At 64.6% G+C, this 23953-nt stretch carries 27 protein-coding genes; 24 read left to right on the forward strand and 3 right to left on the reverse strand.

The window, feature by feature from the left end; all coding sequences use genetic code 11:
* The first annotated feature begins 196 nt into the window (after nt 1-196).
* From ABIC94_RS16605 to ABIC94_RS16620, 4 genes are read left to right on the forward strand one after another with little or no spacing between them, the layout of a single operon-like run.
* Complete coding sequence (locus ABIC94_RS16605) at nt 197-1309, forward strand: RluA family pseudouridine synthase (RefSeq protein ID WP_354374102.1); 1113 nt, start codon at nt 197-199, stop codon at nt 1307-1309.
* Nucleotides 1302-1973 carry an HAD family hydrolase gene (locus ABIC94_RS16610; RefSeq protein ID WP_354374103.1) on the forward strand — a complete coding sequence of 224 codons (672 nt, stop codon included), beginning with the start codon at nt 1302-1304 and terminating at the stop codon, nt 1971-1973. The genes ABIC94_RS16605 and ABIC94_RS16610 overlap by 8 nt, the downstream gene beginning before the upstream one ends.
* A 14-nt stretch (nt 1974-1987) precedes the next feature.
* Nucleotides 1988-2359: a Rieske (2Fe-2S) protein gene (locus ABIC94_RS16615; protein ID WP_354374104.1), complete on the forward strand. Its 372-nt coding sequence runs from the start codon at nt 1988-1990 to the stop codon at nt 2357-2359.
* 2 nt (nt 2360-2361) lie between these two features.
* Nucleotides 2362-3405, forward strand: coding sequence for a S49 family peptidase (locus ABIC94_RS16620; RefSeq protein WP_354374105.1), 1044 nt, complete (start codon nt 2362-2364; stop codon nt 3403-3405).
* A 16-nt stretch (nt 3406-3421) separates the two neighbouring features.
* Here ABIC94_RS16620 and ABIC94_RS16625 read toward each other — a convergent pair whose 3' ends face one another.
* Genes ABIC94_RS16625 through ABIC94_RS16635 form a run of 3 tightly spaced genes read right to left on the reverse strand, consistent with a single transcriptional unit; the run spans nt 3422 to nt 5915 of the window.
* Entirely contained in the window at nt 3422-4573 is a 1152-nt protein-coding gene (locus ABIC94_RS16625; RefSeq protein WP_354374106.1) for an MFS transporter, read from the reverse strand.
* A gap of 2 nt (nt 4574-4575) precedes the next feature.
* Nucleotides 4576-5337 (reverse strand): SAM-dependent methyltransferase, encoded by a 762-nt coding sequence (locus ABIC94_RS16630; RefSeq protein ID WP_354374107.1) that lies wholly within the window; start codon nt 5335-5337, stop codon nt 4576-4578.
* A complete protein-coding gene (locus tag ABIC94_RS16635; RefSeq protein ID WP_354374108.1) occupies nt 5334-5915 on the reverse strand; it encodes a Maf family protein in 582 nt (193 codons plus the stop codon). The genes ABIC94_RS16630 and ABIC94_RS16635 overlap by 4 nt, the downstream gene beginning before the upstream one ends.
* A gap of 82 nt (nt 5916-5997) precedes the next feature.
* Here ABIC94_RS16635 and ABIC94_RS16640 point away from each other — a divergent pair, with 82 nt between their 5' ends.
* The 20 genes from ABIC94_RS16640 to ABIC94_RS16735 all read left to right on the forward strand — a co-directional run bounded on the left by ABIC94_RS16640 (nt 5998) and on the right by ABIC94_RS16735 (nt 23947).
* Entirely contained in the window at nt 5998-6555 is a 558-nt protein-coding gene (locus tag ABIC94_RS16640; protein ID WP_354374219.1) for a YceD family protein, read from the forward strand.
* Between the two features lie 146 nt (nt 6556-6701).
* Entirely contained in the window at nt 6702-6884 is a 183-nt protein-coding gene (gene rpmF / locus ABIC94_RS16645; RefSeq protein WP_007830466.1) for a 50S ribosomal protein L32, read from the forward strand.
* Nucleotides 6885-6945: 61 nt separating this feature from the next.
* Nucleotides 6946-8043: a phosphate acyltransferase PlsX gene (gene plsX / locus ABIC94_RS16650; protein ID WP_354374109.1), complete on the forward strand. Its 1098-nt coding sequence runs from the start codon at nt 6946-6948 to the stop codon at nt 8041-8043.
* Entirely contained in the window at nt 8043-9020 is a 978-nt protein-coding gene (locus ABIC94_RS16655; RefSeq protein ID WP_354374110.1) for a beta-ketoacyl-ACP synthase III, read from the forward strand. Before plsX ends, ABIC94_RS16655 begins: the two co-directional genes overlap by 1 nt.
* A 50-nt stretch (nt 9021-9070) precedes the next feature.
* Nucleotides 9071-10024 (forward strand): ACP S-malonyltransferase, encoded by a 954-nt coding sequence (gene fabD, locus ABIC94_RS16660; protein ID WP_354374111.1) that lies wholly within the window; start codon nt 9071-9073, stop codon nt 10022-10024.
* 28 nt (nt 10025-10052) lie between these two features.
* Complete coding sequence (fabG, locus tag ABIC94_RS16665; protein WP_354374112.1) at nt 10053-10799, forward strand: 3-oxoacyl-ACP reductase FabG; 747 nt, start codon at nt 10053-10055, stop codon at nt 10797-10799.
* 101 nt (nt 10800-10900) lie between these two features.
* Nucleotides 10901-11140: an acyl carrier protein gene (gene acpP / locus ABIC94_RS16670; RefSeq protein ID WP_007830471.1), complete on the forward strand. Its 240-nt coding sequence runs from the start codon at nt 10901-10903 to the stop codon at nt 11138-11140.
* 96 nt (nt 11141-11236) lie between these two features.
* The gene (fabF, locus tag ABIC94_RS16675; RefSeq protein ID WP_354374113.1) at nt 11237-12481 is read left to right on the forward strand and encodes a beta-ketoacyl-ACP synthase II; all 1245 of its coding nucleotides are present in this window, start codon (nt 11237-11239) and stop codon (nt 12479-12481) included.
* Nucleotides 12482-12632: 151 nt separating this feature from the next.
* Nucleotides 12633-12977, forward strand: a complete 345-nt coding sequence (locus ABIC94_RS16680; RefSeq protein WP_354374114.1) for a hypothetical protein — start codon at nt 12633-12635, stop codon at nt 12975-12977.
* 10 nt (nt 12978-12987) lie between these two features.
* Nucleotides 12988-13662, forward strand: coding sequence for an RNA polymerase sigma factor RpoE (rpoE, locus tag ABIC94_RS16685; protein WP_354374115.1), 675 nt, complete (start codon nt 12988-12990; stop codon nt 13660-13662).
* A 17-nt stretch (nt 13663-13679) separates the two neighbouring features.
* Nucleotides 13680-14345 carry a sigma-E factor negative regulatory protein gene (locus ABIC94_RS16690; protein ID WP_354374116.1) on the forward strand — a complete coding sequence of 222 codons (666 nt, stop codon included), beginning with the start codon at nt 13680-13682 and terminating at the stop codon, nt 14343-14345.
* A 22-nt stretch (nt 14346-14367) separates the two neighbouring features.
* On the forward strand, nt 14368-15435 hold the full coding sequence (locus ABIC94_RS16695; RefSeq protein WP_436318032.1) for a MucB/RseB C-terminal domain-containing protein: 1068 nt from the start codon (nt 14368-14370) through the stop codon (nt 15433-15435).
* Between the two features lie 93 nt (nt 15436-15528).
* Nucleotides 15529-17025: a DegQ family serine endoprotease gene (locus tag ABIC94_RS16700; RefSeq protein ID WP_354374118.1), complete on the forward strand. Its 1497-nt coding sequence runs from the start codon at nt 15529-15531 to the stop codon at nt 17023-17025.
* 521 nt (nt 17026-17546) lie between these two features.
* Complete coding sequence (lepA, locus tag ABIC94_RS16705) at nt 17547-19358, forward strand: translation elongation factor 4 (protein ID WP_354374119.1); 1812 nt, start codon at nt 17547-17549, stop codon at nt 19356-19358.
* Nucleotides 19359-19368: 10 nt separating this feature from the next.
* Nucleotides 19369-20334 carry a signal peptidase I gene (lepB, locus tag ABIC94_RS16710; RefSeq protein WP_354374120.1) on the forward strand — a complete coding sequence of 322 codons (966 nt, stop codon included), beginning with the start codon at nt 19369-19371 and terminating at the stop codon, nt 20332-20334.
* A 31-nt stretch (nt 20335-20365) separates the two neighbouring features.
* Entirely contained in the window at nt 20366-20734 is a 369-nt protein-coding gene (locus ABIC94_RS16715) for a DUF4845 domain-containing protein (RefSeq protein ID WP_354374121.1), read from the forward strand.
* Between the two features lie 17 nt (nt 20735-20751).
* Entirely contained in the window at nt 20752-21438 is a 687-nt protein-coding gene (gene rnc / locus ABIC94_RS16720) for a ribonuclease III (RefSeq protein WP_354374122.1), read from the forward strand.
* Between the two features lie 7 nt (nt 21439-21445).
* Nucleotides 21446-22411 carry a GTPase Era gene (era, locus tag ABIC94_RS16725; RefSeq protein ID WP_354374123.1) on the forward strand — a complete coding sequence of 322 codons (966 nt, stop codon included), beginning with the start codon at nt 21446-21448 and terminating at the stop codon, nt 22409-22411.
* Between the two features lies 1 nt (nt 22412).
* Nucleotides 22413-23186: a DNA repair protein RecO gene (recO, locus tag ABIC94_RS16730; protein ID WP_354374124.1), complete on the forward strand. Its 774-nt coding sequence runs from the start codon at nt 22413-22415 to the stop codon at nt 23184-23186.
* A complete protein-coding gene (locus ABIC94_RS16735; RefSeq protein WP_354374125.1) occupies nt 23183-23947 on the forward strand; it encodes a pyridoxine 5'-phosphate synthase in 765 nt (254 codons plus the stop codon). Before recO ends, ABIC94_RS16735 begins: the two co-directional genes overlap by 4 nt.
* Nucleotides 23948-23953 lie beyond the last annotated feature (6 nt).

Here is a 23953-nt window from a genome sequence, read left to right on the forward strand (position 1 = left end):
AGCTGCAGGCTGGGTATTCCGTATCGGTGTTTCGTGGGTGTCGGCTTGACTTGGGCGCAGGGGCTGCCACTTTGCGCAATTGCGCGGGGTTTGCAGTCTCGGCGCCAAAGCGGCATCGACCTCGCAGCGTTGTCCTGGGCGTTTGACTGCAGTGATCTAAACTTCTGTCTAATCAAGCACTTACACGACCGCGCTGGTGAAAAACATTATAGGTGCGAAGCGAAGCCCCGCGGCCGCTCCAAATCCCGCAGTTCCCGATCCCGCAGTTCAAAAGGCTGCGGTCGAGGCCGGGGCGCCGCACGCCTCCATCAAATTCATTACCGTGGATGCGGAATCCGCGGGCCAGCGCCTCGACAACTTCCTGTTCCGCCATCTGAAGGGCGTCCCCAAGACGCATGTCTACCGGATCATCCGGTCGGGCGAGGTGCGCATCAACAAGGGGCGGGTGCAGGCCGAAACCCGCATCGAGGCCGGCGACGTGCTGCGGCTGCCGCCGGTGCGGATCTCGCCGCGCGCCGAGGAAGGCGCCACGCCGCCCGCGCCGGCGCGCGAATTTCCGGTGCTGCTTGAAGACGAGGCGGTGCTTGCCATCGACAAGCCCGCCGGCGTGGCGGTGCATGGCGGCAGCGGCGTGAGCTTCGGGGTGATCGAGCAATTGCGAACCGCCCGGCCGGCCGCGAAATTCCTGGAGCTGGTGCACCGGCTCGACCGCGAGACCTCGGGCATTCTGCTGGTGGCGAAGAAGCGCAGCGCGCTCGTGGCCCTGCAGGACCAGTTCCGCGAGCGTGAGACGGGCAAGACCTATCTCGCGCTGGTCGAGGGCGCCTGGCCCGCCAACAAGAAGGTGCTCGATGCGCCGCTTGCCAAATATCTGCTGCCGGGCGATGGCGCAGGTGCCGGCGAGCGCCGCGTGCGCGTGGTCGCCAAGGACCATCCCGATGCCATGCGCGCCATAACCCTGGTGCGCGTGCTGGCACGGCTCACGCTGCCGGGCGACGCGACGCCGCTGTCGCTGCTCGCGGTCACGATCAAGACCGGCCGCACGCACCAGATCCGCGTCCATCTTGCATCGGCCGGCCATGCGATTGCAGGAGATGACAAATATGGCGATTTCGAACGCCAGCGCGTGTTGCAAAAACTCGGACTCAAGCGCATGTTTCTGCATGCTTGGCGATTGCAGTTCAGCCACCCCGTGACCGGTGAACGCGTGGCGCTGCAGGCCGGCCTGCCGCCTGAACTGCATGCGTTGATGCCGCCCCAGGCGCTCGAGGCGCTTGCCCAACACCCCACTCCCACGGCCAATGACTGATTCTTCCCGACCCCTGCGCTTCGACCTGATCGCCTTCGATTGGGACGGCACGCTTTACGACTCCACGCGGCTCATCGTGCGCTGCATCCAGGCCGCCGTGATCGACGTCGGCGGCGCCAAGCCGAGCGAGAACGACGCCGCCTGGGTCATCGGCCTGGGCCTGGCCGAGGCCCTCGCGCGCGCAGCCCCCGATGTGCCGAAGGAAAAGTACGCCGAGCTCGGCGCGCGCTACCGCTATCACTATTTGCAGCACCAGGACGACCTCGTGCTGTTCGACGGCGTGCTGCAGATGCTCGACGCCTTGCGCGCGCGCGGCCACAAGCTCGCCGTGGCTACAGGCAAATCGCGCCGCGGATTGAACGAAGCGCTGAAGTCGGTCGCGCTGCGCGACCGCTTCGATGCCTCGCGCACCGCCGACGAGACATTCGGCAAGCCGCACCCGCGCATGCTGCTGGAGCTGATGGAAGAGCTCGAGGTACCCGCCGAACGCACTTTGATGATCGGCGACACCACGCACGACCTGCAGCTGGCGCTCAATGCCGGCTGCGCCAGCGTGGGCGTGAGCTACGGCGCACACGAGTCCGAAAGCTTCGACGAGCTGAAGCCATTGTTCGTCGCCCATTCGGTGGCCAGCCTCGAGACATGGCTTCTGGACAGCGCCTGACCGAAAATCCGGCCATGAGCGCAGAAGAGCCCATTCCCCTGTGCAACGCGTCGGACCTGGTCGAAGGCCGCCGGGCCGTGCCTTTCGATGTGGTCTACGGCGGCGAAACCTGCCGCGCTTTCGCGGTGCGCTTCGAAGGGCAGCCGCATGCCTACCTGAACCGATGCAGCCACGTGGCCATGGAACTGGATTTCCAGCCCGACCGCTTCTTCGACGACAGCGGCCAGTGGCTGCTCTGCGCCACCCACGGCGCGGTCTACAAGCCGGACACCGGCGAATGCGCCGGCGGCCCATGCCGCGGCGGCCTCGTGAAGATCGCCCTCAGCGAACGTGACGGCGTGGTGCACTGGCATACTGACTGGAACCTCCATCCCCTGACCTTTTGACAATGACCGACCCGAACCGCACGGAACCCGAAGGTTTTGATCCTTTTGAGCCGGCCACTCCCATTGCGTCCTCGCAGGGCGCGCCCCGAAACATGGCCAAAGACCCCACGCAGCGTCCCGGGTGGGAGCGCGCAACGCTCGAAAAGCTCGCCTTCGCTTCCCTGAACGAACAGAAGGCCGCACGCCGCTGGAAGACCTTTACGCGTCTTTCATGGCTCGCCTTCTTCATCTTCCTGGTCTGGCTCGCGATGTCGCGCAGCACGCCCAGCACCGCCAAGACCACGGCCCACACGGCGGTCGTCGAGATCAAGGGCGAAATTGCCAACGGCGGCGATGCGAGCGCCGAATTCGTCATTGCCGCAATGAAGACGGCCTTCGAGGACGAAGGTGCCAAGGGCATCGTGCTGCTCATCAATTCGCCCGGCGGAAGCCCCGTGCAGGCCGGCATCATCAGCGACGAGATCAAGCGCCTGAAGGCCAAGCACAAGAAGCCGGTGTACGCCGTGGTCGAAGAAACCTGCGCTTCGGCCGCCTATTACATTGCCGCCGCCACCGACAAGATCTACGTCGACAAGGCCAGCATCGTCGGCAGCATCGGCGTGCTGATGGACGGTTTCGGCTTCACCGGCGTGATGGAAAAGGTCGGCGTCGAGCGCCGTCTGCTCACGGCCGGAGACAACAAGGGCTTTCTCGATCCGTTCAGCCCCATGAGCGATGCGCAGCGCGCCCATGCCCAGACCATGCTGAACCAGATTCACCAGCAGTTCATCAACGTGGTGAAGGCCGGGCGCGGCGACCGGCTCAAGCTCGACACCCCGGGTCTTTTCAGCGGACTGTTCTGGAGCGGCGAGCAGGCCGTCGAATTCGGCCTGGCTGACCAGTTGGGCAACGTCGACTACGTGGCGCGCGAAGTCATCAAGGCCGAAGAGGTCACCGACTACACGCGGCGCGACAACGTGGCCGAAAAGCTCGCCAAGAAATTCGGCGCCGCGATGGGCGATGCCACCGTGCGCTCGCTGCAGGCCGCCACGCCGGCGCTGCGCTAAAAGGCCGTCGGCCGGTTCAGGCCGGGTCGCCGCTGCCTGTGAAGCGGGCCGAAGCGGCCAGTGCCACGGCGAAAACCACGACCACATAAAGCGCGGCCGTCAGCGAACTGACCCGCGCCAGCAGGCCGATGACCGCCGGGCCGGCCATGAAGCCCAGGTAGGCGACGGCCGAGACGGCAGCGATGCCGGTGGCGGGCTCGACGCCGGGCACGCGCGCCGAGGCGCCGAACAGAATCGGTACCACGTTCGCGAAACCGATGCCCACGCCCGCAAAGCCGATCAGCGCCAGCCAGGGGAGGTCGGTCAGCAGCACCAGCGTCATGGCCGCCGCTGCGAGCATGCCGCTGCCGAGCAGCAGCGCAGCCGGTGAAAAGCGGGCGCGCATCGCATCGCCGCCGAAGCGCGCGGCCGCCATGGCCGCCGAGAAGCTCGCATAAGCCAGGGCGGCCTGCTTTTGGGGGCTGCCGAGTTCCTGCTGCATATAAAGCACGCTCCAGTCGTAGATGGCGCCTTCGGCAATCAGGCCCAGAGCCGCAAGCACGCCCAGCACGGCGAGCGCGCCGCGGGGCAGTCGGAACTTGCGGTCGACGGGCGCTGCGTCGCTTGCGGCGGGCGGCTTGGGCAGCATGCGCATCGAAGACACGGCCACCACCAGCGTCATGGCCGCCGCGACCCACAGCAGATGCGCCTGCGCCCCGAGCCCGGCGGCCAGCGCGGCGCTGCCGCTCGCGGCCCCGGCCATACCGCCCAGGCTGAACATGCCATGCATGCCGCTCATCAGAGGCTTGCCGCCGTGCAGTTCGAGTTGCGCCGCCTCGGTGTTGATGGCCACGTCGAACACGCTGGTGACGAGGCCGAAGACCGCCAGCAACGCCAGCAAGGCGAGGTAGCCGGGCATGGCGATCAACCCCGCCAGCAGCAGCGCGTAGACGCAGCCGCAGACAGCAGCCATGCGCCGGGGGCCGTGGTGCCCGATCCAGCGCCCGGCGCTGGTCAGGCCGAACATTGCACCGGCGCCGGCCGCGAGCATGGCCAGGCCGAGCTGGGCTTCGTCGATGCCGTAGTGGGCCTTGACCGTTGGAACGTGCACGCCCCAGGTCGCAAAGATGAAGCCCGAAGAAAAGAACTGCGTGCGCGATGCCCAGCGGGTGCCGGCGGTGACCACCATCGTCAACGCCCGATCGCGAATACCGCAGGCAGGCGTTCGTCCGTTGCGTTCGGCGCCTTGGCGCGCCAGGCTTTCACCGTTTCGCTGCGCACGTGTGCGGTTGCTAGCGTCAGGCCGCGTGCCACCGCAAGCCGGGTGTTGTGCTGCAGCGTTTGCACCAGCGCCTGAAGCAGCGCGGCGTTGCGGTAGGGCGTTTCGATGAACAGCTGGGTCTGGCCCGTCTTGAGTGCCAGGGCCTCGAGTTCCCGGATGCGGCTTTGGCGCTCGCTGGAATCCTGCGGCAGGTAGCCGACGAATGCAAAGTTCTGGCCGTTGAGGCCGCTTGCGGCGAGCGCAAGCAGCAGCGACACCGGGCCGGTGAGCGGCACCACGGCAATGCCCAGGTCGTGCGCAGCGCGCGCCACCGAAGAACCCGGGTCGGCCACCGCCGGCATGCCGGCTTCGCTGAGGAGGCCGATATCGTGGCCCTCCAGCGCCGCGGCCAGTAAAGGCCGGGCATCGAACTGGCCTGCGTGGTCGCCTTTCTTGTGCACTTCGCGCGGCAATTCCCGGATTTCCTGCGCTTGCAGAGGCGCGGCCAGCGGAACGACCGCGTCGATTCGCTTCAGGTACGCGCGGGCCGATTTCGCGTTTTCGCAGATCCAATGGGTGATGCCGGCAGCCGCTTGCAGCGTGCCCAGGGGCAGGGCGTCTTGCAGGGGGGCCTGGGTGTCGCAGCCGAAGTCGAGCGGCGCGGGCACGAGATAGAGCTTGCCTGGGGTCACAACAATTCGACTCCCGCGGAACGCAACATGCGGCAGGTGCGGATCAGCGGCAGGCCGACCAGGGCCGTGGGGTCGTCGCTGTCGATGGCGCTCAGCAAGGCGATGCCGAGCCCTTCGCTTTTGGCGCTGCCCGCGCAGTCGTAGGGTTGTTCGGCCTGCAGGTACCGCTCGATGGCCGCATCGCTGAGTTCGCGAAAAACGACCCGAACGGGTGCCAGGTCGCGCTCGACGAAGCCGGTGGCCTGGCAGACGACCGCCACGGCGGTCTGGAATATCAGTGTCTGGCCGCGCATTTTCCGCAATTGGGCTGTGGCGCGCGCGTGGTCGCCTGGCTTGCCGAGTGCTTCGCCGGCGAGGTCGGCCACCTGGTCCGAGCCGATCACCACGGCCTCGGGGAAGCGGGCAGCGACGGCGCGGGCCTTTTCCAGGGCCAGCCGCTCAGCCAGTTCGCGCGGGGTTTCGCCGCTGAGTGCGGTTTCGTCGACTTCGGGGGGCTGCACGTCGAAGGGCAAATGGAGGCGGGCCAGCAGTTCGCGCCGGTAGCGCGAGGTCGAGGCGAGGATCAAAGGGCGTTGCATGGAGACGATTGTGCGTGAGCTCTGCGAGAGCCTTTGGCCGTGCCCCGCCAATTCCCCCGGCCGGCGCGCTAGACTGGTGCGGATGAAGAGAGAATTTGTTCCCCAGCGGCTCGACGTGGCCGCCTTTGCCGCTGAAGCCGCGGCGCTTTCAGCCGACGATCCGGTTCCGAACTATTTGCGGCTGACGCAAGAGCTGGCGGCGCCGGCGCCCGAAGCCGTGGTGCACTGGGAGGCTGCCGGCGAACAGCGTACCGGCGCCGACGGCAAAGCCGAGCCCTGGCTGCACCTGACGGCTGAAACAACCGTGCCGCTGGTTTGCCAGCGCTGCCTGGCACCGGTGGATACGTTTGTTGCACCGGACCGCTGGTTCCGTTTCGTGGCCGATGAAGCCACGGCCGACGCCGAGGACGATGAATCGGAAGAAGACCTGCTGGTCGCGAGCCGCGATTTCGACCTCCACGCCTTGATCGAGGACGAGCTTTTGATGGAAATTCCCGTCATGCCCGTTCACGAGGTCTGCCCGACGCCAATCCAGCTGTCGTCCAGCGACGAGGACTTCAAGGCGGCGGAAGAGGCCAAGCCCAACCCGTTTGCGGTGCTCGGCGCGTTGCGCTCACGCAAACCGGAAGAGGGCAAGTAGCCCTTTTCCGTAGGCTGGGCTATAATCATGGGCTTCGCGCGCGCCGCCGTGAGCAGCAAGACAGACAAGGGCATTCCATACATGTCCCTGTATTGCCACCGCAAAAGAGCGCATCCAGTCACTCACCTAACAGTCCAGGAGCCATCATGGCCGTCCAGCAAAACAAGAAGTCGCCTTCCAAGCGCGGCATGCACCGTTCCCACAATGCGCTGGTCGTGCCCGGCATCGCCGTGGAACCGACCACCGGTGAAACGCATCTGCGTCACCATATCAGCCCGAACGGTTTCTACCGTGGCCGTCAGGTCCTCAAGAACAAGTCCGAAGCCTGATTTCGCATCCCAAGGCCGAGGCCCGAAGCTACTTTTGCTGTAGCGTCGGGCCTTTGTTTTGATGGTTACGTCTTCCTCCTCCGAATCCTCCGCCGCGCCCGCCGCAATCACGCTTGCCGTGGATTGCATGGGTGGCGACCATGGGCCGCGCGTCACGCTGGCGGCTTGCCGCGCGTTTCTCGACCGGCATGCGGAAGCATCGCTGCTTCTGGTCGGCGCGCCTGCCGCCTTGGCCGGTTTTGGCGAGCACCCGAGAGCGCGCATCGTGGCCGCCAGCGAAGTGGTGGGCATGGACGACCCGGTGGAAATCGCATTGCGCAAGAAGAAGGACTCTTCCATGCGCATCGCGATCCAGCAGGTCAAGGACGGCTCCGCCCAAGCCGCCATCTCGGCCGGCAACACAGGCGCGCTGATGGCCATCGCCCGCTATCTGCTCAAGACGCTCGACGGCATCGACCGCCCCGCAATTGCGCCCCAGCTGCCGAACATCAAGGGCGGCGCCACGACCGTGCTCGACCTAGGTGCGAATGTCGATTGCGACGCTGAAGACCTGTTGCAATTTGCCGTGCTCGGTTCGGCGCTGGTGTCGGCGCTCACCGGGAACGAGTCGCCCTCGGTCGGCTTGCTCAATGTGGGCGAAGAAGCGATCAAGGGCAGCGAAACGATCAAAAAAGCAAGTCAACTGCTTCGTACTGCCGCCAACTCGAAGGATCTGAACTTTTACGGAAACGTCGAAGGGAACGACATCTTCAAGGGAACCACCGATATCGTCGTTTGTGACGGCTTTGTCGGCAACGTGGCCCTGAAGGCGAGCGAGGGCGTCGCATCGATGATCGGCGAATTCATTCGCATCGAGTTTTCCCGAAGCATTCTGACCAAAGCTGCGGCAATTGTTGCTTATCCGGTGCTAAAAGCGTTTAAAAATCGCTTGGACCATCGCCGGTACAACGGCGCGGCGCTGTTGGGGCTGCGCGGGCTGGTGTTCAAGAGCCATGGCTCGGCTGATGAAGTGGCTTTCGGCCATGCGCTGGATCGCGCTTATGATGCCGCTCGCAACAACCTGCTCGATCGCGTGCGGGCCCGCATCGCCCACGCCGCGCCATTACTTGCGCGGCAGGACCCGGCGGTGCCAGCGGACGCGACGGCCCTTCACGTTTGATGAGCCCTTTTTCACGCATCACCGGCACCGGCAGCTATCTGCCCCCGCGCCGGGTGACCAACGACGACCTTGCCAGGGAATTGGCAACGCGCGGCATCGAAACTTCGGATCAGTGGATCGTCGAACGCACCGGCATCCATGCGCGCCACTTTGCGGCGCCCGAGGTAACGAGCAGCGATCTCGGCCTTGAAGCCGCCCGGCACGCGCTCGAGGCCGCCGGACGCAAGCCCGAAGACATCGACCTGATCATCGTCGCCACGTCGACGCCTGACATGGTGTTTCCGTCGTCGGCCGCTATTCTTCAGAACAAGCTCGGCATTGCCGGCTGCCCGGCGTTCGACGTGCAGGCGGTATGCAGCGGTTTTGTCTATGCGCTGACTGTGGCCGACGCCATGATCCGCACCGGCACCGCGCGTTGCGCGCTGGTGGTCGGCGCCGAAGTGTTCTCGCGCATTCTCGATTTCAACGACCGCACCACCTGCGTGCTGTTCGGCGATGGCGCCGGCGCGGTCGTGCTCGAAGCGAGCGAGGAGCCCGGCATCCTGGCGAGCGACCTGCACGCGGACGGCAAGCACGTCGGCATTCTTTGCGTGCCCGGCCATGTGTCGGGCGGCAATGTGCTGGGTACGCCCCTGCTGCACATGGACGGCCAAGCCGTGTTCAAGCTCGCGGTTCGCGTGCTCGAAGAGGCCGCGCGCGCCACGCTTGCAAAAGCGGGCAAGACCGAGGCCGACATCGACTGGCTCATTCCGCACCAGGCCAACATCCGCATCATGGAAGGCACGGCCAAGAAGCTGAAGCTTCCTCGCGAGAAGCTCATCGTCACGGTCAACGAGCATGGCAATACCTCGGCCGCCTCGATTCCGCTGGCACTCGATGAGGCCGTGCGGTCCGGCAAGGTGAAAAAAGGCGAGACCCTCATGCTGGAAGGTGTGGGCGGCGGCTTCACCTGGGGCGCGGTGCTATTGAATCTGTAGCGGATTGCAATGCCCGCATGGGCCTGCAGTGCGATATGACGCTTTAAAACATGAAATCCTTCGCTTTTGTCTTTCCAGGTCAGGGCTCGCAGGCCGTCGGCATGCTCGACGCCTGGGGCGACCATCCGGCCGTGGCTGAAACCCTGCGCGAGGCCTCCGAAGCGCTGGGCGAAGACATTGCCGGGCTGATCAAGAACGGCCCAAAGGAAGAGCTGGCGCTCACCACCAACACCCAGCCTGTGATGCTGGTGGCCGGTGTGGCCGCCTGGCGTGCATGGTTGGCCGAAGGCGGCGCAACCCCCTCCGTCGTGGCGGGACATTCGCTGGGCGAGTACTCGGCGCTGGTGGCGTCCGGCGTGCTTACGCTGGCACAAGCCGCGCCGCTGGTGCGCTTCCGTGCGCGGGCCATGCAGCAGGCGGTGCCGGTCGGAGCCGGCGCCATGGCCGCCGTTCTCGGCATGGAGGCCGGCAAGGTCGTGGCGGGCTGTGCGGAAATCACTGCGTCTTTCGGCGCAGACAGCGCCGAGATCGTCGAGGCGGTGAATTTCAACGATCCATTGCAAACCGTGATCGCGGGCAGCAAGGCGGCCGTCGACAAGGCGTGCGAGCTGCTGAAGGCCAACGGCGCCAAGCGGGCGCTGCTGTTGCCTGTGTCGGCGCCGTTCCATTCGAGCCTGATGAAGCCTGCTGCCGAAGCGCTGCAGGAGAAGCTCGGCACGATCACGCTCGCTGCACCCCGGATTCCGGTGCTGAACAACATCGACGTGGCCGTGGAAACCGACCCGGCGCGCATCCGCGAGGCCCTGGTGCGCCAGGCTGCCGGTCCGGTTCGCTGGGTTGAGAGCGTCCAGGCCTTGAAACTGCGCGGTGTAGCCGCCATCATCGAGTGCGGGCCCGGCAAGGTGCTGGCCGGAACAGTCAAGCGCATCGCCCCCGAGCTCGAAGCCGCGTCGGTGTACGACCCGGCAACGCTCGCGGACACCCGACAACTGCTCGCCGCCTGAACGGCGCAAGGCCCCCGATACTTCTTTTATGAGCATTCCCAAATTCGAAGGGCAAGTCGCCCTGGTCACCGGCGCATCGCGCGGCATCGGCGCAGCGATTGCGCTCGAACTGGCGCAGCGCGGCCTCAAGGTGGTTGGAACCGGCACCACCGAAGACGGCGCGGCCAAGATCACCTCGGCGCTCAGCGCCTTCGACGGCCGCGGCCGCGCGCTCGACGTGAACGACGGTGCCGCCGTCGAGGCATTGATCGACGAGATCGTGAAGGCCTACGGCGCCATCCACGTGCTGGTCAACAACGCCGGCATCACGCGCGACACGCTCGCCATGCGCATGAAGGACGACGACTGGGATGCGGTGCTCGACACCAATCTCAAGGCCGTGTTCGGCCTTTCGCGTGCCGTGATTCGCCCGATGATGAAGCAGCGCTACGGCCGCATCATCAGCATCACCAGCGTGGTCGGCGCCTCCGGCAATGCCGGGCAGGCCAACTACGCGGCCGCCAAGGCCGGCGTCGCGGGCATGACCCGTGCACTGGCACGCGAACTCGGCAGCCGCAACATCACGGTCAACTGCGTCGCGCCGGGTTTCATCGAAACCGATATGACGGCCAGCCTGCCCGAAGCACAACAACAGGCGCTGCTGCAGCAGATTCCGCTGGGCCATCTGGGCAAGCCGGCCGACATCGCGCATGCTGTAGCCTATCTCGCATCGCCCCAGGCTTCCTATGTGACGGGGCAGGAACTGCACGTCAACGGCGGCATGCACATGCAATAGAGCCGCAAGGCGCAATCTTTCCCCGTACCGGGTGCACGGCAAATGCCACAATGCGCCCGGCTAAAATCCACCGATTACCTACAACCCTCAGAGGGAACCAAATGAGCGATATCGAAGCACGTGTCAAGAAAATCATCGCCGAGCAACTCGGCGTGGAAGAGTCCCAAGTAACGAACGAAAAGGCCTTCGTGGCCGACCTCGGTGCGGACTCGCTCGACACGGTCGAACTGGTGATGGCACTCGAAGACGAATTCGGCATTGAAATTCCGGATGAAGACGCCGAGAAGATCACCACGGTGCAAAACGCCGTCGACTACGCCACCAAGAATCAAAAGGCCTGATCGGGCCGGCTGCAACTGCGACGGCCGGCGGCGCTTTTTTCCAGCTCCGTACGCGCCGCCAGCAGCTGTTCAGCGCTTCCAGAAAGGTTTGCCGGCATGACCAAACGCCGCGTCGTCGTGACCGGACTCGGTTGCATCGCTCCTGTCGGAAACACCGCACCCGAATCCTGGGCCAACCTGTTGGCCGGGAAGTCGGGCATTGCGAACATTACCGCGTTCGATGCAAGCGCCTTCGCCTGCAAGTTCGCAGGTGAGGTGAAGGGTTTCGACATCACCCAATACATCTCGGAGAAGGAAGCGCGCCACATGGACCGCTTCATTCATCTGGGGCTTGCCGCCGCCATGCAGGCGGTGCAGGACAGCGGACTGCCGACCGGCGAAGCGCTGCCCTATGAAAAAGCCGTGCGCATCGGCTGCAACATCGGCTCCGGCATCGGCGGCCTGCCGATGATCGAAGAGACGCACGGCGAATACGCGAGTCGCGGCCCGCGCCGCATTTCGCCGTTCTTCGTGCCGGCTTCCATCATCAACATGATCTCGGGCCACGTGTCGATCAAGTACGGCTTCAAGGGCCCGAACATCGCCGTCGTGACTGCCTGCACCACCGGCCTGCATGCCATCGGCACGTCGGCACGCATGATCGAATACGGCGATGCCGACGTCATGATCGCCGGCGGCGCGGAGTCGACCATTTCTCCGCTCGGCATCGGCGGCTTCACCGCACCGCGTGCACTGAGCACGCGCAACGACGACCCCGCAACGGCCTCCCGTCCTTGGGACAAGGACCGTGACGGTTTCGTGCTCGGCGAGGGCGCCGGCGTGCTGGTGCTCGAAGAGTACGAACACGCCAAGGCGCGCGGCGCCAAGATCTATGCGGAAGTGGCGGGCTTCGGCCTGACCGGCGACGCGTACCACATGACCGCACCCGACGTCGACGGCCCGCGCCGCTCGATGGCCATGGCGCTGGCCAATGCGGGCGTCAATGCCGACGAAGTGCAGTACCTGAATGCACACGGCACCTCCACGCAGATCGGCGACGTCAACGAGACCAATGCGGTCAAGAAGGCGTTTGGCGACCACGCTAAGAAGCTGGTCGTGAATTCGACCAAGTCGATGACCGGCCACTTGCTGGGCGGCGCCGGCGGTATCGAGTCGGTGTTCACGGTGCTTGCACTGCATCACCAGAAGAGCCCGCCGACCATCAACATCTTCAACCAGGATCCGGAGTGCGACCTCGACTACTGCGCCAATGCGGCGCGCGATCTCAAGATCGACGTCGCGGTCAAGAACAACTTCGGCTTCGGCGGCACCAACGGCACGCTGGTGTTCAAGCGCGCTTGAGCCTTGCTCTTTCATGCACAGCGCACCGTCGGTGACCTATCCGGTGGGGCGCTCGCGCGGCGCAACCCGGATTCTGATAGCCACATGGGCTCTGGGCGCCTGCTGTGCAGGCCTCTCATGCTATCTATTCGATAGTGCCGGCTGGCGCCAGGTGCTCCTGGTTCTGAGTGTTCTGTTTTCAGGCGTTGCGGCTGCACTCGGCCTGCGAAGCGACGGTGCCGGCGTCCTGCACTTCGACGGAATCTATTGGACCCTGACGGGCACCGACAAGGGCCGGGCCGTTCATGCGGCGCGGGCCTCCGTGGCGCTCGATCTTCAATCGCTGCTCCTGGTGCGGCTGACCCAGCCGGGCCGCGCCGGACGATGGATATGGATCGAGCAGCGCGCCATGCCGGAGCGCTGGCGCGATTTGCGTCGTGCGGTATATTCGCGCCCCCCGTCCGCGTCCCCCGCCGGCGAGCCTTGGCGAGCGACTGTGCCCGCCGACGCGCCCTGAACCCCCCTCGATGACAACTTCTCCGCCGCCAGTGCCACCGGACTCCGGCTTGACCGATGTGTCCGCCGAGGCGCCGCGCCCGGGCGAAGTCGACCTTCAGCTGGTTCAGCGCACGGTTGCGGGTGACCAGAAGGCATTCGAACTGCTGGTCATCAAATACCAGCGCCGGATCGAGCGCCTGATCGGGCGCATGGTGCGCGACGTCGACCTGGTCGAGGACATTGCGCAGGAAACCTTCATCCGGGCCTACCGGGCGCTCCACCAGTTCCGTGGCGACGCCCAGTTCTACACCTGGCTCTACCGGATCGCGGTCAATACCGCCAAGAAGGCGCTGGTCGACATGAAACGCGACCCGACCATCTCCGAAAGCGCCCTGCGGCCGTCTTCTGACGAAGACGATGAAACTTACCGCCCTGGAAACGAACCAATCAGCGACGAAACCCCCGAATCGATCCTGGCGGCGAACGAAATCGCCCGCGTTGTCGAGGCGGCCATGGAAGCGCTGCCTGCCGAGTTGCGCCAGGCTGTCACGCTGCGCGAGATCGAGGGCATGAGTTACGAAGAGATTGCCGAGGTCATGGATTGCCCTATCGGCACGGTGCGTTCGCGTATTTTCCGGGCGCGCGAGGCCATTTCGGCCAGGGTCAAACCGCTGCTGGACAACCAGTCCGGCAAGCGTTGGTAGGTAAGCAGGTGAACGAAATGAATCAGACAATGACGGCTCGTGAACAGGTGTCCGCGCTGGCGGACGGTCATTTGCAGGGCGAGGACTTCGCGCGGGCCATCGACGCCGTCTGCGCCGAAGACGACGCGCGCGGCGCCTGGCGCTCCTATCACCTGGTGGGCGACATCCTGCGCTCGGGCGCCCATGCGCCTTGCAGCGACACCGATGCGTTCCTGACCCGGTTCCAGCAGCGCCTTGCCGCCGAACCCGTGGTCGCGACCCCGGTCCTGGCACCGGTGACGGCAACCAAGGTGATTGCGATGCAGCGCAGGGCCGATGCAGCCAACGAACCGATGTTCCGCTGGAAGCTGGTGGCTGGCGCAGCGTCGCTGGTGGCCGTGGCCGCCATCAGCTGGACCCTGGTCGGTAACGGTGTCGGTTTTTCGTCGTCGGGAGCCCAGATCGCAGCCCAGCAGCAACCGGCCGCCAATTCGGTACTGGCCGCCGCTGCCGTCAACAACCAGCCGCCTGTCGCCAACACACTCACACCGACCCGCGTGATGGTCGGCAACGGCAGCCCCCAAGTCATGCTGCGCGATCCGCGCCTGGACCAATTGCTCGAGGCGCACCAGCAAGCCGGCGGCGCTTCGCAAATGCCTTCGAGTTTCCTGCGCAACGCGACCTTCGAGGGGCCTACGCGCTGACTGCGTGCCCGTTGTCGCTCCAATGACCGTTCAGATGCCGATCTCCGCACGCGCGTTCGCGCTAGTGTTCGCTGCTTTTTGTCTCGCGCAGATCGCGACTGCACAGACCCGTTCGGGTCCGGTGAATGCCAAGGGTGCGGCCTCGGCGCAGACGGGCGACGCGCCGCCGGCCATGGGTGTCGTCGAGTGGCTTCAGCGCATGCACACCGGAGCCCGGCAGCGCAATTACGTCGGCACTTTCGTGGTTTCTGCGGCGGGCGGCGATTTGTCGAGCGCACGCATCTGGCATGTTCGGGACGGCGACCTGCAGATCGAGCGCATCGAGGCCCTGTCGGGGCCGCCGCGCTCGACATTCAGGCGCAACCACCACGTGATGACCTTCCTGCCCGAGGCAAAGGTCGTGAAGGTCGAGAAGCGCGAGAACCTCGACATTTTCCCCAACCTGCCCGACAAGCCCGATTCGTCGATCGGCGATTTCTACGACGTCCGGGCCATCGGCAAAGACCGCGTGGCGGGCTTCGATGCCGATGTGGTGCAGTTGGTGCCGCACGACGCATTGCGCTTCGGTTACCGCATCTGGAGCGAGCGCCGCTCCGGTCTTGTCATCAAGCTGCAGACCGTGGACGGCGAATCCCGCGTGGTGGAGCAGTCGGCGTTTTCCGAATTGCAGCTCGATGCACCGGTCAAGGCACAGGCTCTCGCGCAGATGATGACCAATACCAGCGGTTACCGCATCGAGAAGCTGGAACTCGAGCGCACCAGCGCGCAGGACGAGGGCTGGGTTCTCAAGACGCCCGTGGCCGGATTCAAGCCGCGCAGCTTCTACCGCCGCCCGGCCGGCAGCGACAAGGCCGGGCAAGATCGCACCGTTCAGTGGACCTTCTCCGATGGCCTGGCTTCGGTGTCGCTTTTCATCGAGCGCTACGATGAGAAGCGCGCGCCGCGCGATGGGGTGCTGACAATCGGGGCCACCAACGCCATTCGCCGGCGATTGCCCGAGCCGGCGAGCGACTGGTGGCTCACTGCTGTGGGCGAAGTGCCGCAGCAGACGCTCAATGCGTTCGCTCAAAGTCTCGCGCGCACGCGCTGATTTTCTGCCCAAGCGCAGTTGGCGCTGAACCAAGTCCGCATCAGAGACTCATAGTTCTTCTTCTGGCCGCTCTGTTCTTTTGAAAGAAAACCGATGATTTTCAAAGTCGAGGGACACAAGCTTCGTTCCTATCTCTTCGCATTCGGTCTGGCCTGTTCGGCCACCGTGGGTTTCTTGCCGGCAACGTCGGCCCTTGCCCAGACACCGCAGGCGCGCGGATTGCCCGATTTCGCCGATCTGGTGGAGCAGGTAGGGCCTGCCGTGGTCGGGATCCGCACCGTCGAAAAAGTTGCCAACCGCGGCAGCGGCGGCGGCGGAGAAATGGACGAGGAAATGCAGGAGTTCTTCAAGCGCTTCTTCGGACAGCCGCTGCCCGGCAATCCGCGTCCGGGCCCGCGCCCGAACCGTCCGCAGCAGCCCCAGGAAGAAGAGCGTCCGCGCGGCGTGGGCTCGGGCTTCATCCTGACCGCCGACGGCTATGTGATGACCAATGCCCACGTGATCGAGGATGCATCCGAAATCCTCGTCACGCTGACCGACAAGCGCGAGTTCAAGGCCAAGCTGATCGGCGCCGACAAGCGCAGCGACGTCGCCGTGGTCAAGATCGAGGCGACGAGCCTGCCGGTGGTGAAGGTCGGCGACATCTCGAAGCTGCGCGTCGGCGAGTGGGTGATGGCCATCGGCTCGCCCTTCGGCCTCGAGAACACCGTGACCGCCGGCATCGTGAGCGCGAAGCAGCGCGACACCGGCGACCTCGTGCCGCTGATCCAGACGGACGTCGCCATCAACCCGGGCAACTCGGGCGGTCCGCTGATCAACCTGCGCGGTGAAGTGGTTGGCATCAACAGCCAGATCTATTCGCGCTCCGGCGGCTACATGGGCATTTCGTTCTCGATCCCGATCGACGAGGCGATCCGCGTCAGCGACCAGCTGCGCGCCACCGGCCGCGTCTCGCGCGGCCTCATTGGCGTGACCATCGGCTCAGTCTCGAGAGACGTGGCCGAGTCACTTGGCCTCGGCAAGGCGCGCGGCGCCGTGGTGAGCAGCGTGGTGCCGGGTTCGGCGGCCGACAAGGCCGGCGTGCGCGAAGGCGACATCATCACCAAGTACGGCGAGAAGCTCATCGAAACGCCGAGCGATCTCTCGCGCTCGGTGGCCAGCACCAAGCCGGGCGTCAAGAGCACGCTGACCGTGTTCCGCAACGGCAACTCGCGCGAGCTCTCGATCACCGTTGCAGAGGGCGATCCCGAAGCCAAGCCCTCCAGCAAGCGCCAGTCGGATCGCGAGGAGCCGCAGGCCAAGCCGCCGTCCGCGGCCGGCAAGTCGGTCGGTCTGGTGGTCAGCGATTTGACCGATGCCCAGAAGAAGGAACTCAAGGCCCGTGGCGTGCGCATCGACGCCGCGAGCGATGCCGCCGCGAGGGCCGGTCTGCGCGAAGGCGACGTGATTCTTTCGGTCGGCAATATCGAAGTGACGAGCGTCAAGGAATTCGAATCCGCGCTCGCGAAGGCCGACAAGAACAAGCCACTCAGCGTGCTGTTCCGCCGTGGCGAGTGGGCGCAATATGCCTTGATCCGACCCGCACGCTGATCTGGCGCTGCCGTCAAGTGGCCCCACCCGGCAGTCGGGTTTGGGGCCTTTTTTTGAGATGTTTGCGACGCCCAAGCGCCTGGTTTCAAAAAATTTTTTAGGCGCAAGAAAGCTGAATTTTGTTAGTGAAAACTAACTTATCCGAAGGCTTAGGACTGTTTTCGGTAGAATAGGGGCTGTTGGATGATGGGTCCATGCATAAGGAGTGTGATTTCCTTCACCATGCGAGATGTCAGACAGCAGTCCACCGGTGCTCCACAGATCGCCCACAAGTTGTTCATGGAGTGCTCCACCGATCCTGTGGATAAGTTGTTTATATCTTCCATGTTGTGGACCCGCAACGACCCGTTTTGACCCTGTCCCTGGATGTACGTGCCTCCCTTTTTGCCTACAATGAAGTTCCAACTACTGCAGTTGCCATTGCTTGTTGGTTCAGGGCGCGTCTCCAGAAGACGCGCCCTTTTTTCTTGCCTGTCGCACTCTGCGCACGAGCCAATTCAAGTACTTAAGCGTTCCCGTTGATGAATCACATCAGAAATTTTTCGATCATTGCGCACATCGATCACGGCAAGTCGACGCTCGCAGACCGTTTGATCCAGCGTTGCGGCGGTCTCGCAGAACGCGAGATGGAAGCGCAGGTGCTCGACTCGATGGACATCGAAAAAGAGCGTGGGATAACCATCAAGGCGCAGACCGCTGCGCTGCACTACAAGGCGCTCGATGGACAGGTCTACAACCTCAATCTGATCGACACGCCGGGCCACGTCGACTTTTCGTATGAAGTGAGCCGCTCTTTGTCGGCATGCGAAGGTGCGTTGCTCGTCGTCGACGCATCGCAAGGTGTTGAAGCGCAGACAGTGGCTAACTGCTACACCGCGCTCGACCTCGGTGTCGAAGTGGTGCCGGTGCTCAACAAGATGGATCTGCCGAACGCCGATCCCGACAACGCGCGCAGCGAAATCGAAGACGTGATCGGCATCGACGCCACCGATGCGATTCCGTGTTCCGCCAAGACGGGCCTCGGCATCGACGAGATTCTCGAAGCCGTCGTGCACAAGATGCCCGCACCGCGCGGCAATCCCGACGGCCCGCTGCGCGCCATGATCGTCGACAGCTGGTTCGATGCCTACGTCGGCGTCGTCATGCTGGTGCGCGTGGTGGACGGCCGGCTGGTGAAGGGCGAGCGCATCAAGATGATGGCGTCCGGCGCCATGTACAACGCCGACAACATCGGCGTCTTCACGCCGGCCAACGAACCGCGCGCATCGCTCGAGGCGGGCGAGGTGGGCTACATCATCGCGGGCATCAAGGAGCTGCAGGCCGCCAAGGTCGGCGACACCGTGACGCTCATCAAGCCGGGCACAGGCGGTGCGGCCGCCACAGCCACCGAAGCGCTGCCGGGCTTCAAGGAAATCCAGCCGCAGGTGTTTGCCGGCCTCTATCCGACCGAAGCCAGCGAGTACGACTCGCTGCGCGACGCGCTGGAAAAACTCAAGCTCAACGATTCGTCGCTGCGCTACGAGCCCGAGGTGAGCCAGGCGCTGGGCTTCGGCTTCCGCTGCGGCTTTCTCGGCCTGCTGCACATGGAAATCGTGCAGGAGCGGCTCGAGCGCGAGTTCGACCAGGACCTGATCACCACCGCGCCCAGTGTGGTGTACCAGGTGGTGCGCAACGACGGCGAAGTCATCATGGTCGAGAATCCGTCCAAGATGCCCGACGTCGGCAAGATGAGCGAGATTCGCGAGCCGATCGTCACCGTGCACCTTTATATGCCGCAGGAATACGTCGGCGCCGTCATGACGCTGGCCAACCAGAAGCGCGGCGTGCAGATGAACATGGCCTACCACGGCCGCCAGGTCATGCTGACCTACGAGATGCCGCTCGGCGAAATCGTGCTCGACTTCTTCGACAAGCTGAAGTCGGTCAGCCGGGGCTATGCCTCCATGGACTACGAATTCAAGGAATATCGCGCGTCCGACGTGGTCAAGGTCGACATCCTGCTGAACGGCGAGAAGGTCGATGCGCTGTCCATCATCGTGCACCGCACCCAGTCGCAGTACCGCGGCCGGGCCGTGGTCTCGAAGATGCGCGAGATCATTTCGCGCCAGATGTTCGACGTCGCCATCCAGGCGGCCATCGGGGTGAACATCATTGCGCGTGAGACAATCAAGGCGCTGCGCAAGAACGTTCTTGCCAAGTGCTACGGCGGCGACATCACCCGCAAGAAGAAGCTGCTTGAGAAGCAGAAAGCGGGCAAGAAAAGAATGAAGCAGATCGGCTCCGTCGAGGTCCCGCAAGAGGCCTTCCTCGCGATTCTGCAAGTCGAAGACTGATTCTCAAAAAATGGCATTCATCACTACTCTGGTCCTCGCGGCCTTTACCGGCTACGTCGGTGCCTGGTACTTTGGTGCCATCGAAGGCAACTTCGCGCTGCTTCTGTTCTGCGCCACCGTGGTCACCGGTCTCTACTGGCTGGCCGAGCGCTTCTATTTTCTGCCCCGGCGCGAGCGCGCCGCCGCCGCACTCGAGACTTCGCTGAGCGAGCGGAACGCGCGGTTGGCCGGCCAGGGCATCACGCAAGTCGACACGGTCGACGCCAAGGCAAGCGAGCGCTTGCTGATGCAACCGTGGTGGCTCGACTGGACGGCCGGGCTATTCCCGGTCATTCTGGTGGTGTTTCTGCTGCGCTCGTTCCTGTACGAGCCCTTCAAGATTCCGTCGGGTTCGATGATGCCGACGCTGCTCACGGGCGACCTGATCCTGGTCAACAAGTTCACCTACGGCCTGCGCCTGCCGGTCATCAATACCAAGATCACCGACGGCACGCCGCTGGCGCGCGGCGACGTGGTGGTGTTCCGCTATCCGCCCAAGCCGAGCATGGACTACATCAAGCGCGTGGTCGGCATCCCGGGCGACGAAGTGGCCTACCTGAACAAGAAGCTCACGATCAACGGGCAGCCGGTTTCCAAGAATTCGCTGCCCGACTACCTCGACGGCGACTCGATGCGCCTGCTCAAGCAGTTCACCGAAGACATCGGCGGCAAGCAGCACAGGCTGCTCAACGACGACGCCGGCCCGGCTTTCGTCCAGGGTGCCACCGACTTTCCGTTTCGCGAAAACTGCCGCTACTCCGTCGAAGGCGTGGTTTGCAAGGTGCCTGCCGGCAACTACTTCATGATGGGCGACAACCGCGATAATTCGGCGGACTCTCGTTTCTGGGGTTTCGTACCGGACAAGAACATCGTGGGCAGGGCGTTCTTTGTCTGGATGAACTTCGGCGATCTGGGTCGCATCGGTCCATTTCAATAAGCAATCAGCATTGTTCGAGGGGTAAGAGGGCATGAGAACAAATCGGTCTATCCGCAGCAGGGCCGCGCACCAGCGCGGCATCTCGTTCATCGGTCTGGTGTTTGTCGCCGTGGTGCTGGGCTGCCTGGGCGTGGTCGTCGCGCAGGTCATCCCCACGCTGATCGAATACCAAGCCATCGACAAGGCAGCCAACAAGGCCAAGGAAGGCACCACCGTGCCCGAAGTGCGCGCCATATTCGACCGGGCACAGGCCATCGACGACTTCAAGTCGGTTTCCGGCAAGGATCTCGACATCAAGAAGGTCGGCGACAAGGTCGTCGTGGCGTATGCGTACGAACGGGAAATTCCCTTGTTCGGCCCGGCCTACCTGGTGCTCAAGTACAAAGGCGAGACCCGCTGAACGCGGCGACACGCAAGGTGGACGGTGGCCTCGTAGCGCTGCAGGAGCGCCTCAAGCATTCGTTCTCCGACCCGCGGCTGCTCCAGCTTGCGCTCACGCACCGCAGTTTTTCGGCTGACCACAACGAGCGCCTCGAGTTTCTCGGCGACTCGGTGCTCAACCTCGCGGTTTCGCACCTGCTGTACACCCGCCTTTCGGCCTTGCCAGAAGGCGATCTGTCGCGCGTGCGGGCCAACCTGGTCAAGCAGGACACCCTGCATCGCCTGGCGCTGGAACTGCAGCTGTCGCCGCTGCTGCGGCTCGGCGAAGGCGAGGCGCGTTCCGGCGGGCCCAACCGGCCCTCGATCCTGGCCGACGCCCTCGAAGCGTTGATCGGCGCGGTCTACCTCGATGCGGGTTTTGCGGCCGCCGAGGCATTGGTGCGCCGGCTCTACGAATCCGTGGAGATCAATCCGCGCATGGAAGCTGCGGCCAAGGACCCGAAAACCGAATTGCAGGAATGGCTCCAGGGCCACAAAATGAAGTTGCCGGTGTACCGCGTAGCGGCCACGCTCGGCGCCGCGCACAAACAGACTTTCGATGTCGAATGCGAGGTGCCGGAGCTGGGCCTGCGCGAACGCGGCATTGGTGGCTCGCGCCGCGCCGGCGAGCAGGCTGCCGCGGCGGCCATGTTGATCCGGCTCAAGGCACGCGGGGCCGCGTGAAACCAGAATGAACGACGCTATAAATTCAGCAGCAAACCCCGAAGACGCAGCGGGCGGAACGGGTACAACGGGGCCCCAGCACTGCGGCCTGGTGGCCATTGTCGGCAAGCCCAACGTGGGCAAGTCGACGCTGCTCAACGCGCTGGTGGGCCAGAAGATCAGCATCACCTCGCGCAAGGCGCAGACCACGCGGCACCGCATCACGGGCATGCGCACCATCGGCGCGACGCAGTTCGTGTTCGTCGATACGCCGGGCTTCCAGACCCTGCACGCCAATGCGCTGAACAAATCGCTCAACAAGACCGTGCAGGGCGCGGTCGGCGATGTGGATTTGATTCTTTTCGTGGTCGAGGCGGGCAGCTTCACGCCGGCCGACGAGCGGGTGCTCAAGCTGCTCGGCAAGGGCATTCCGACCGTGCTCTTGGCCAACAAGCTCGACAACGTGCACCGCCGCGGCGATATCGCGCCCTGGCTGCAGACCATGCAGGCGAAGCACCCCTTCGCCGAGTTCGTGCCGATGTCGGCCAAGAATTCCAAGGATGTCGAGCGCCTGTTCGGCATCTGCGAAAAATACCTGCCCGAACAGCCCTGGTTCTACGCGGAAGACGAGTTGACCGACCGCAGCGAGAAATTCCTGGCCGGCGAGCTGGTGCGCGAAAAGCTGTTCCGGCTGACCGGCGACGAGCTGCCCTACACCTCGACCGTGATCATCGACAAGTTCGAGGAAGAGCCGCCGCAGAAAAAAGGCCAGAAGCGCCTGCTGCGCATTGCCGCCACCATCGTGGTCGAGCGCGACGGCCACAAGGCCATGGTGATCGGCGACAAGGGCGAGCGCATCAAGCGCATCGGCATGGAAACGCGGGTCGAGCTCGAGAAGCTGGCCGACGCCAAGGTTTTTCTCGAACTGTGGGTGAAGGTGCGCTCCGGCTGGGCCGACGACGAGGCCCGCGTGCGCTCGTTCGGTTACGAATGAAGTGGCCACTGCCCACCGCGTTTCGCACGAACCGGCGTACGTGCTCCATCGCTACGACTGGAGCGAGTCGAGCCTGATTCTCGAGGTCTTCACCCGGCACCACGGGCGCATTGCGCTCGTGGCCAAGGGGGCGAAGCGGCCGAGTTCCAATTTCAGGCCCGTGCTGCTGCCGCTGCAGCCGTTGCAGCTCAACTACGGCGGCGACGCCGAGATCCGCACGCTCAAGGGCGCCGAATGGATGGGCGGCCACGTCATGCCGACCGGCGAGGCGCTGCTCTCGGGCTACTACGTCAACGAACTGCTTCTGCGCCTGCTGGCGCGGGATGACGCCCACGAGGCGCTTTTCGATGCCTATGCGGGCGTGGTGCAGGTGCTGGCGGGCGACCACGCCGGCGCGCAGGCCGCAACCCAGGCCGCGGCGCTGCGCGCTTTCGAGCTGCTGCTGCTGCGCGAAGTGGGCCTCTTGCCGTCGCTCGACGCTCAAACCCTCACGCTGGAGCCACTCGTGGCCGATGCGCGCTACAGCCTGGTGCCGGAAGCCGGTTTGCGGGCGGCGGGCGAGGGCGAAGCGGCGCTGGCCGGCGCCGATTGGCGCTCCCTGCAGGGCGTGCTCGACGATCGCGCCCCCTTCACCGCCACGCTGCGGGAGGTTGCCACCATGAACGCCGGCAGCAACGGTGCCCTCAGAAACCAGCTGCGCGCCTTGCTCAACTACCATTGCGGTGTGTCCACGCTGCGCACGCGGCAGATGATGAGAGATTTGCAAGCCCTATGAGCACCCCCGGCCATTCCGCTACCACTTCACTGTCGGTCAACCTCAACAAGGTGGCCCTGGTGCGCAACACGCGCGCCCTCGGCATTCCGAGCGTGCTCGCCGCTGCCAAGGCTTGCCTTGCCGCCGGGGCGCAGGGAATTACCGTGCATCCGCGGCCCGACGCGCGCCATATCCGTGCGCACGATGTGAGCGACCTGGCCGCGATGCTGGCCAGGGATTGGCCGGCGGTGGAATTCAACATCGAAGGCAATCCGTTCCACAACCTGATGGACTTCGTGCGCGAGCTGAAGCCGCACCAGGCCACCTTCGTGCCCGACAGCGAAACCCAGTCGACCAGCGACCACGGCTGGAGCTTCCCCGAAGACGCCGAGCGCCTGCGTCCGCTCGTTGCCGAAGCCAAGGCCCTTGGCGTGCGCGTGAGCCTGTTCATGGACCCCATCCCGGAAATGATGGCCGCGGCCAAGGAAGTGGGCGCGGATCGCGTCGAGCTCTACACCGAAGGCTATGCCGCATCACGCGGCACACCTGACGAGCAGGCCGTGCTCGCGCGCTATGTCGAATCGGCACGCGCGGCGCAGGCCGCAGGCCTCGGCGTCAACGCGGGCCATGACCTGAGCCGCGAGAACCTCACCGCATTTTTGCGCGCCGTGCGCGGTGTTCACGAGGTCTCGATCGGACACGCCTTCATCGCCGATGCCCTCGAGCTCGGCTACGCCGCCACGACGCGGGAGTACCTGCGCTGCATCGACGAGGCGAAGTGAACGCTC

The sequence above is a fragment of the Variovorax paradoxus genome, assembly GCF_040544635.1.
Classification (GTDB): domain Bacteria; phylum Pseudomonadota; class Gammaproteobacteria; order Burkholderiales; family Burkholderiaceae_C; genus Variovorax; species Variovorax paradoxus_R.

What these genes read in the sequence shown, in the direction of transcription:
- ABIC94_RS16610 (WP_354374103.1), top strand. Translation starts at nt 1,302, where the DNA reads ATGACTGATTCTTCCCGACCCCTGCGCTTCGACCTGATCGCCTTCGAT.
- ABIC94_RS16615 (WP_354374104.1), top strand. Translation starts at nt 1,988, where the DNA reads ATGAGCGCAGAAGAGCCCATTCCCCTGTGCAACGCGTCGGACCTGGTC.
- ABIC94_RS16620 (WP_354374105.1), top strand. Translation starts at nt 2,362, where the DNA reads ATGACCGACCCGAACCGCACGGAACCCGAAGGTTTTGATCCTTTTGAG.
- ABIC94_RS16625 (WP_354374106.1), bottom strand. Translation starts at nt 4,573, where the DNA reads ATGGTGGTCACCGCCGGCACCCGCTGGGCATCGCGCACGCAGTTCTTT.
- ABIC94_RS16635 (WP_354374108.1), bottom strand. Translation starts at nt 5,915, where the DNA reads ATGCAACGCCCTTTGATCCTCGCCTCGACCTCGCGCTACCGGCGCGAA.
- ABIC94_RS16640 (WP_354374219.1), top strand. Translation starts at nt 5,998, where the DNA reads ATGAAGAGAGAATTTGTTCCCCAGCGGCTCGACGTGGCCGCCTTTGCC.
- rpmF (WP_007830466.1), top strand. Translation starts at nt 6,702, where the DNA reads ATGGCCGTCCAGCAAAACAAGAAGTCGCCTTCCAAGCGCGGCATGCAC.
- plsX (WP_354374109.1), top strand. Translation starts at nt 6,946, where the DNA reads ATGGTTACGTCTTCCTCCTCCGAATCCTCCGCCGCGCCCGCCGCAATC.
- ABIC94_RS16655 (WP_354374110.1), top strand. Translation starts at nt 8,043, where the DNA reads ATGAGCCCTTTTTCACGCATCACCGGCACCGGCAGCTATCTGCCCCCG.
- fabD (WP_354374111.1), top strand. Translation starts at nt 9,071, where the DNA reads ATGAAATCCTTCGCTTTTGTCTTTCCAGGTCAGGGCTCGCAGGCCGTC.
- fabG (WP_354374112.1), top strand. Translation starts at nt 10,053, where the DNA reads ATGAGCATTCCCAAATTCGAAGGGCAAGTCGCCCTGGTCACCGGCGCA.
- acpP (WP_007830471.1), top strand. Translation starts at nt 10,901, where the DNA reads ATGAGCGATATCGAAGCACGTGTCAAGAAAATCATCGCCGAGCAACTC.
- fabF (WP_354374113.1), top strand. Translation starts at nt 11,237, where the DNA reads ATGACCAAACGCCGCGTCGTCGTGACCGGACTCGGTTGCATCGCTCCT.
- rpoE (WP_354374115.1), top strand. Translation starts at nt 12,988, where the DNA reads ATGACAACTTCTCCGCCGCCAGTGCCACCGGACTCCGGCTTGACCGAT.
- ABIC94_RS16690 (WP_354374116.1), top strand. Translation starts at nt 13,680, where the DNA reads ATGAATCAGACAATGACGGCTCGTGAACAGGTGTCCGCGCTGGCGGAC.
- ABIC94_RS16695 (WP_436318032.1), top strand. Translation starts at nt 14,368, where the DNA reads ATGACCGTTCAGATGCCGATCTCCGCACGCGCGTTCGCGCTAGTGTTC.
- ABIC94_RS16700 (WP_354374118.1), top strand. Translation starts at nt 15,529, where the DNA reads ATGATTTTCAAAGTCGAGGGACACAAGCTTCGTTCCTATCTCTTCGCA.
- lepA (WP_354374119.1), top strand. Translation starts at nt 17,547, where the DNA reads ATGAATCACATCAGAAATTTTTCGATCATTGCGCACATCGATCACGGC.
- lepB (WP_354374120.1), top strand. Translation starts at nt 19,369, where the DNA reads ATGGCATTCATCACTACTCTGGTCCTCGCGGCCTTTACCGGCTACGTC.
- ABIC94_RS16715 (WP_354374121.1), top strand. Translation starts at nt 20,366, where the DNA reads ATGAGAACAAATCGGTCTATCCGCAGCAGGGCCGCGCACCAGCGCGGC.
- era (WP_354374123.1), top strand. Translation starts at nt 21,446, where the DNA reads ATGAACGACGCTATAAATTCAGCAGCAAACCCCGAAGACGCAGCGGGC.
- ABIC94_RS16735 (WP_354374125.1), top strand. Translation starts at nt 23,183, where the DNA reads ATGAGCACCCCCGGCCATTCCGCTACCACTTCACTGTCGGTCAACCTC.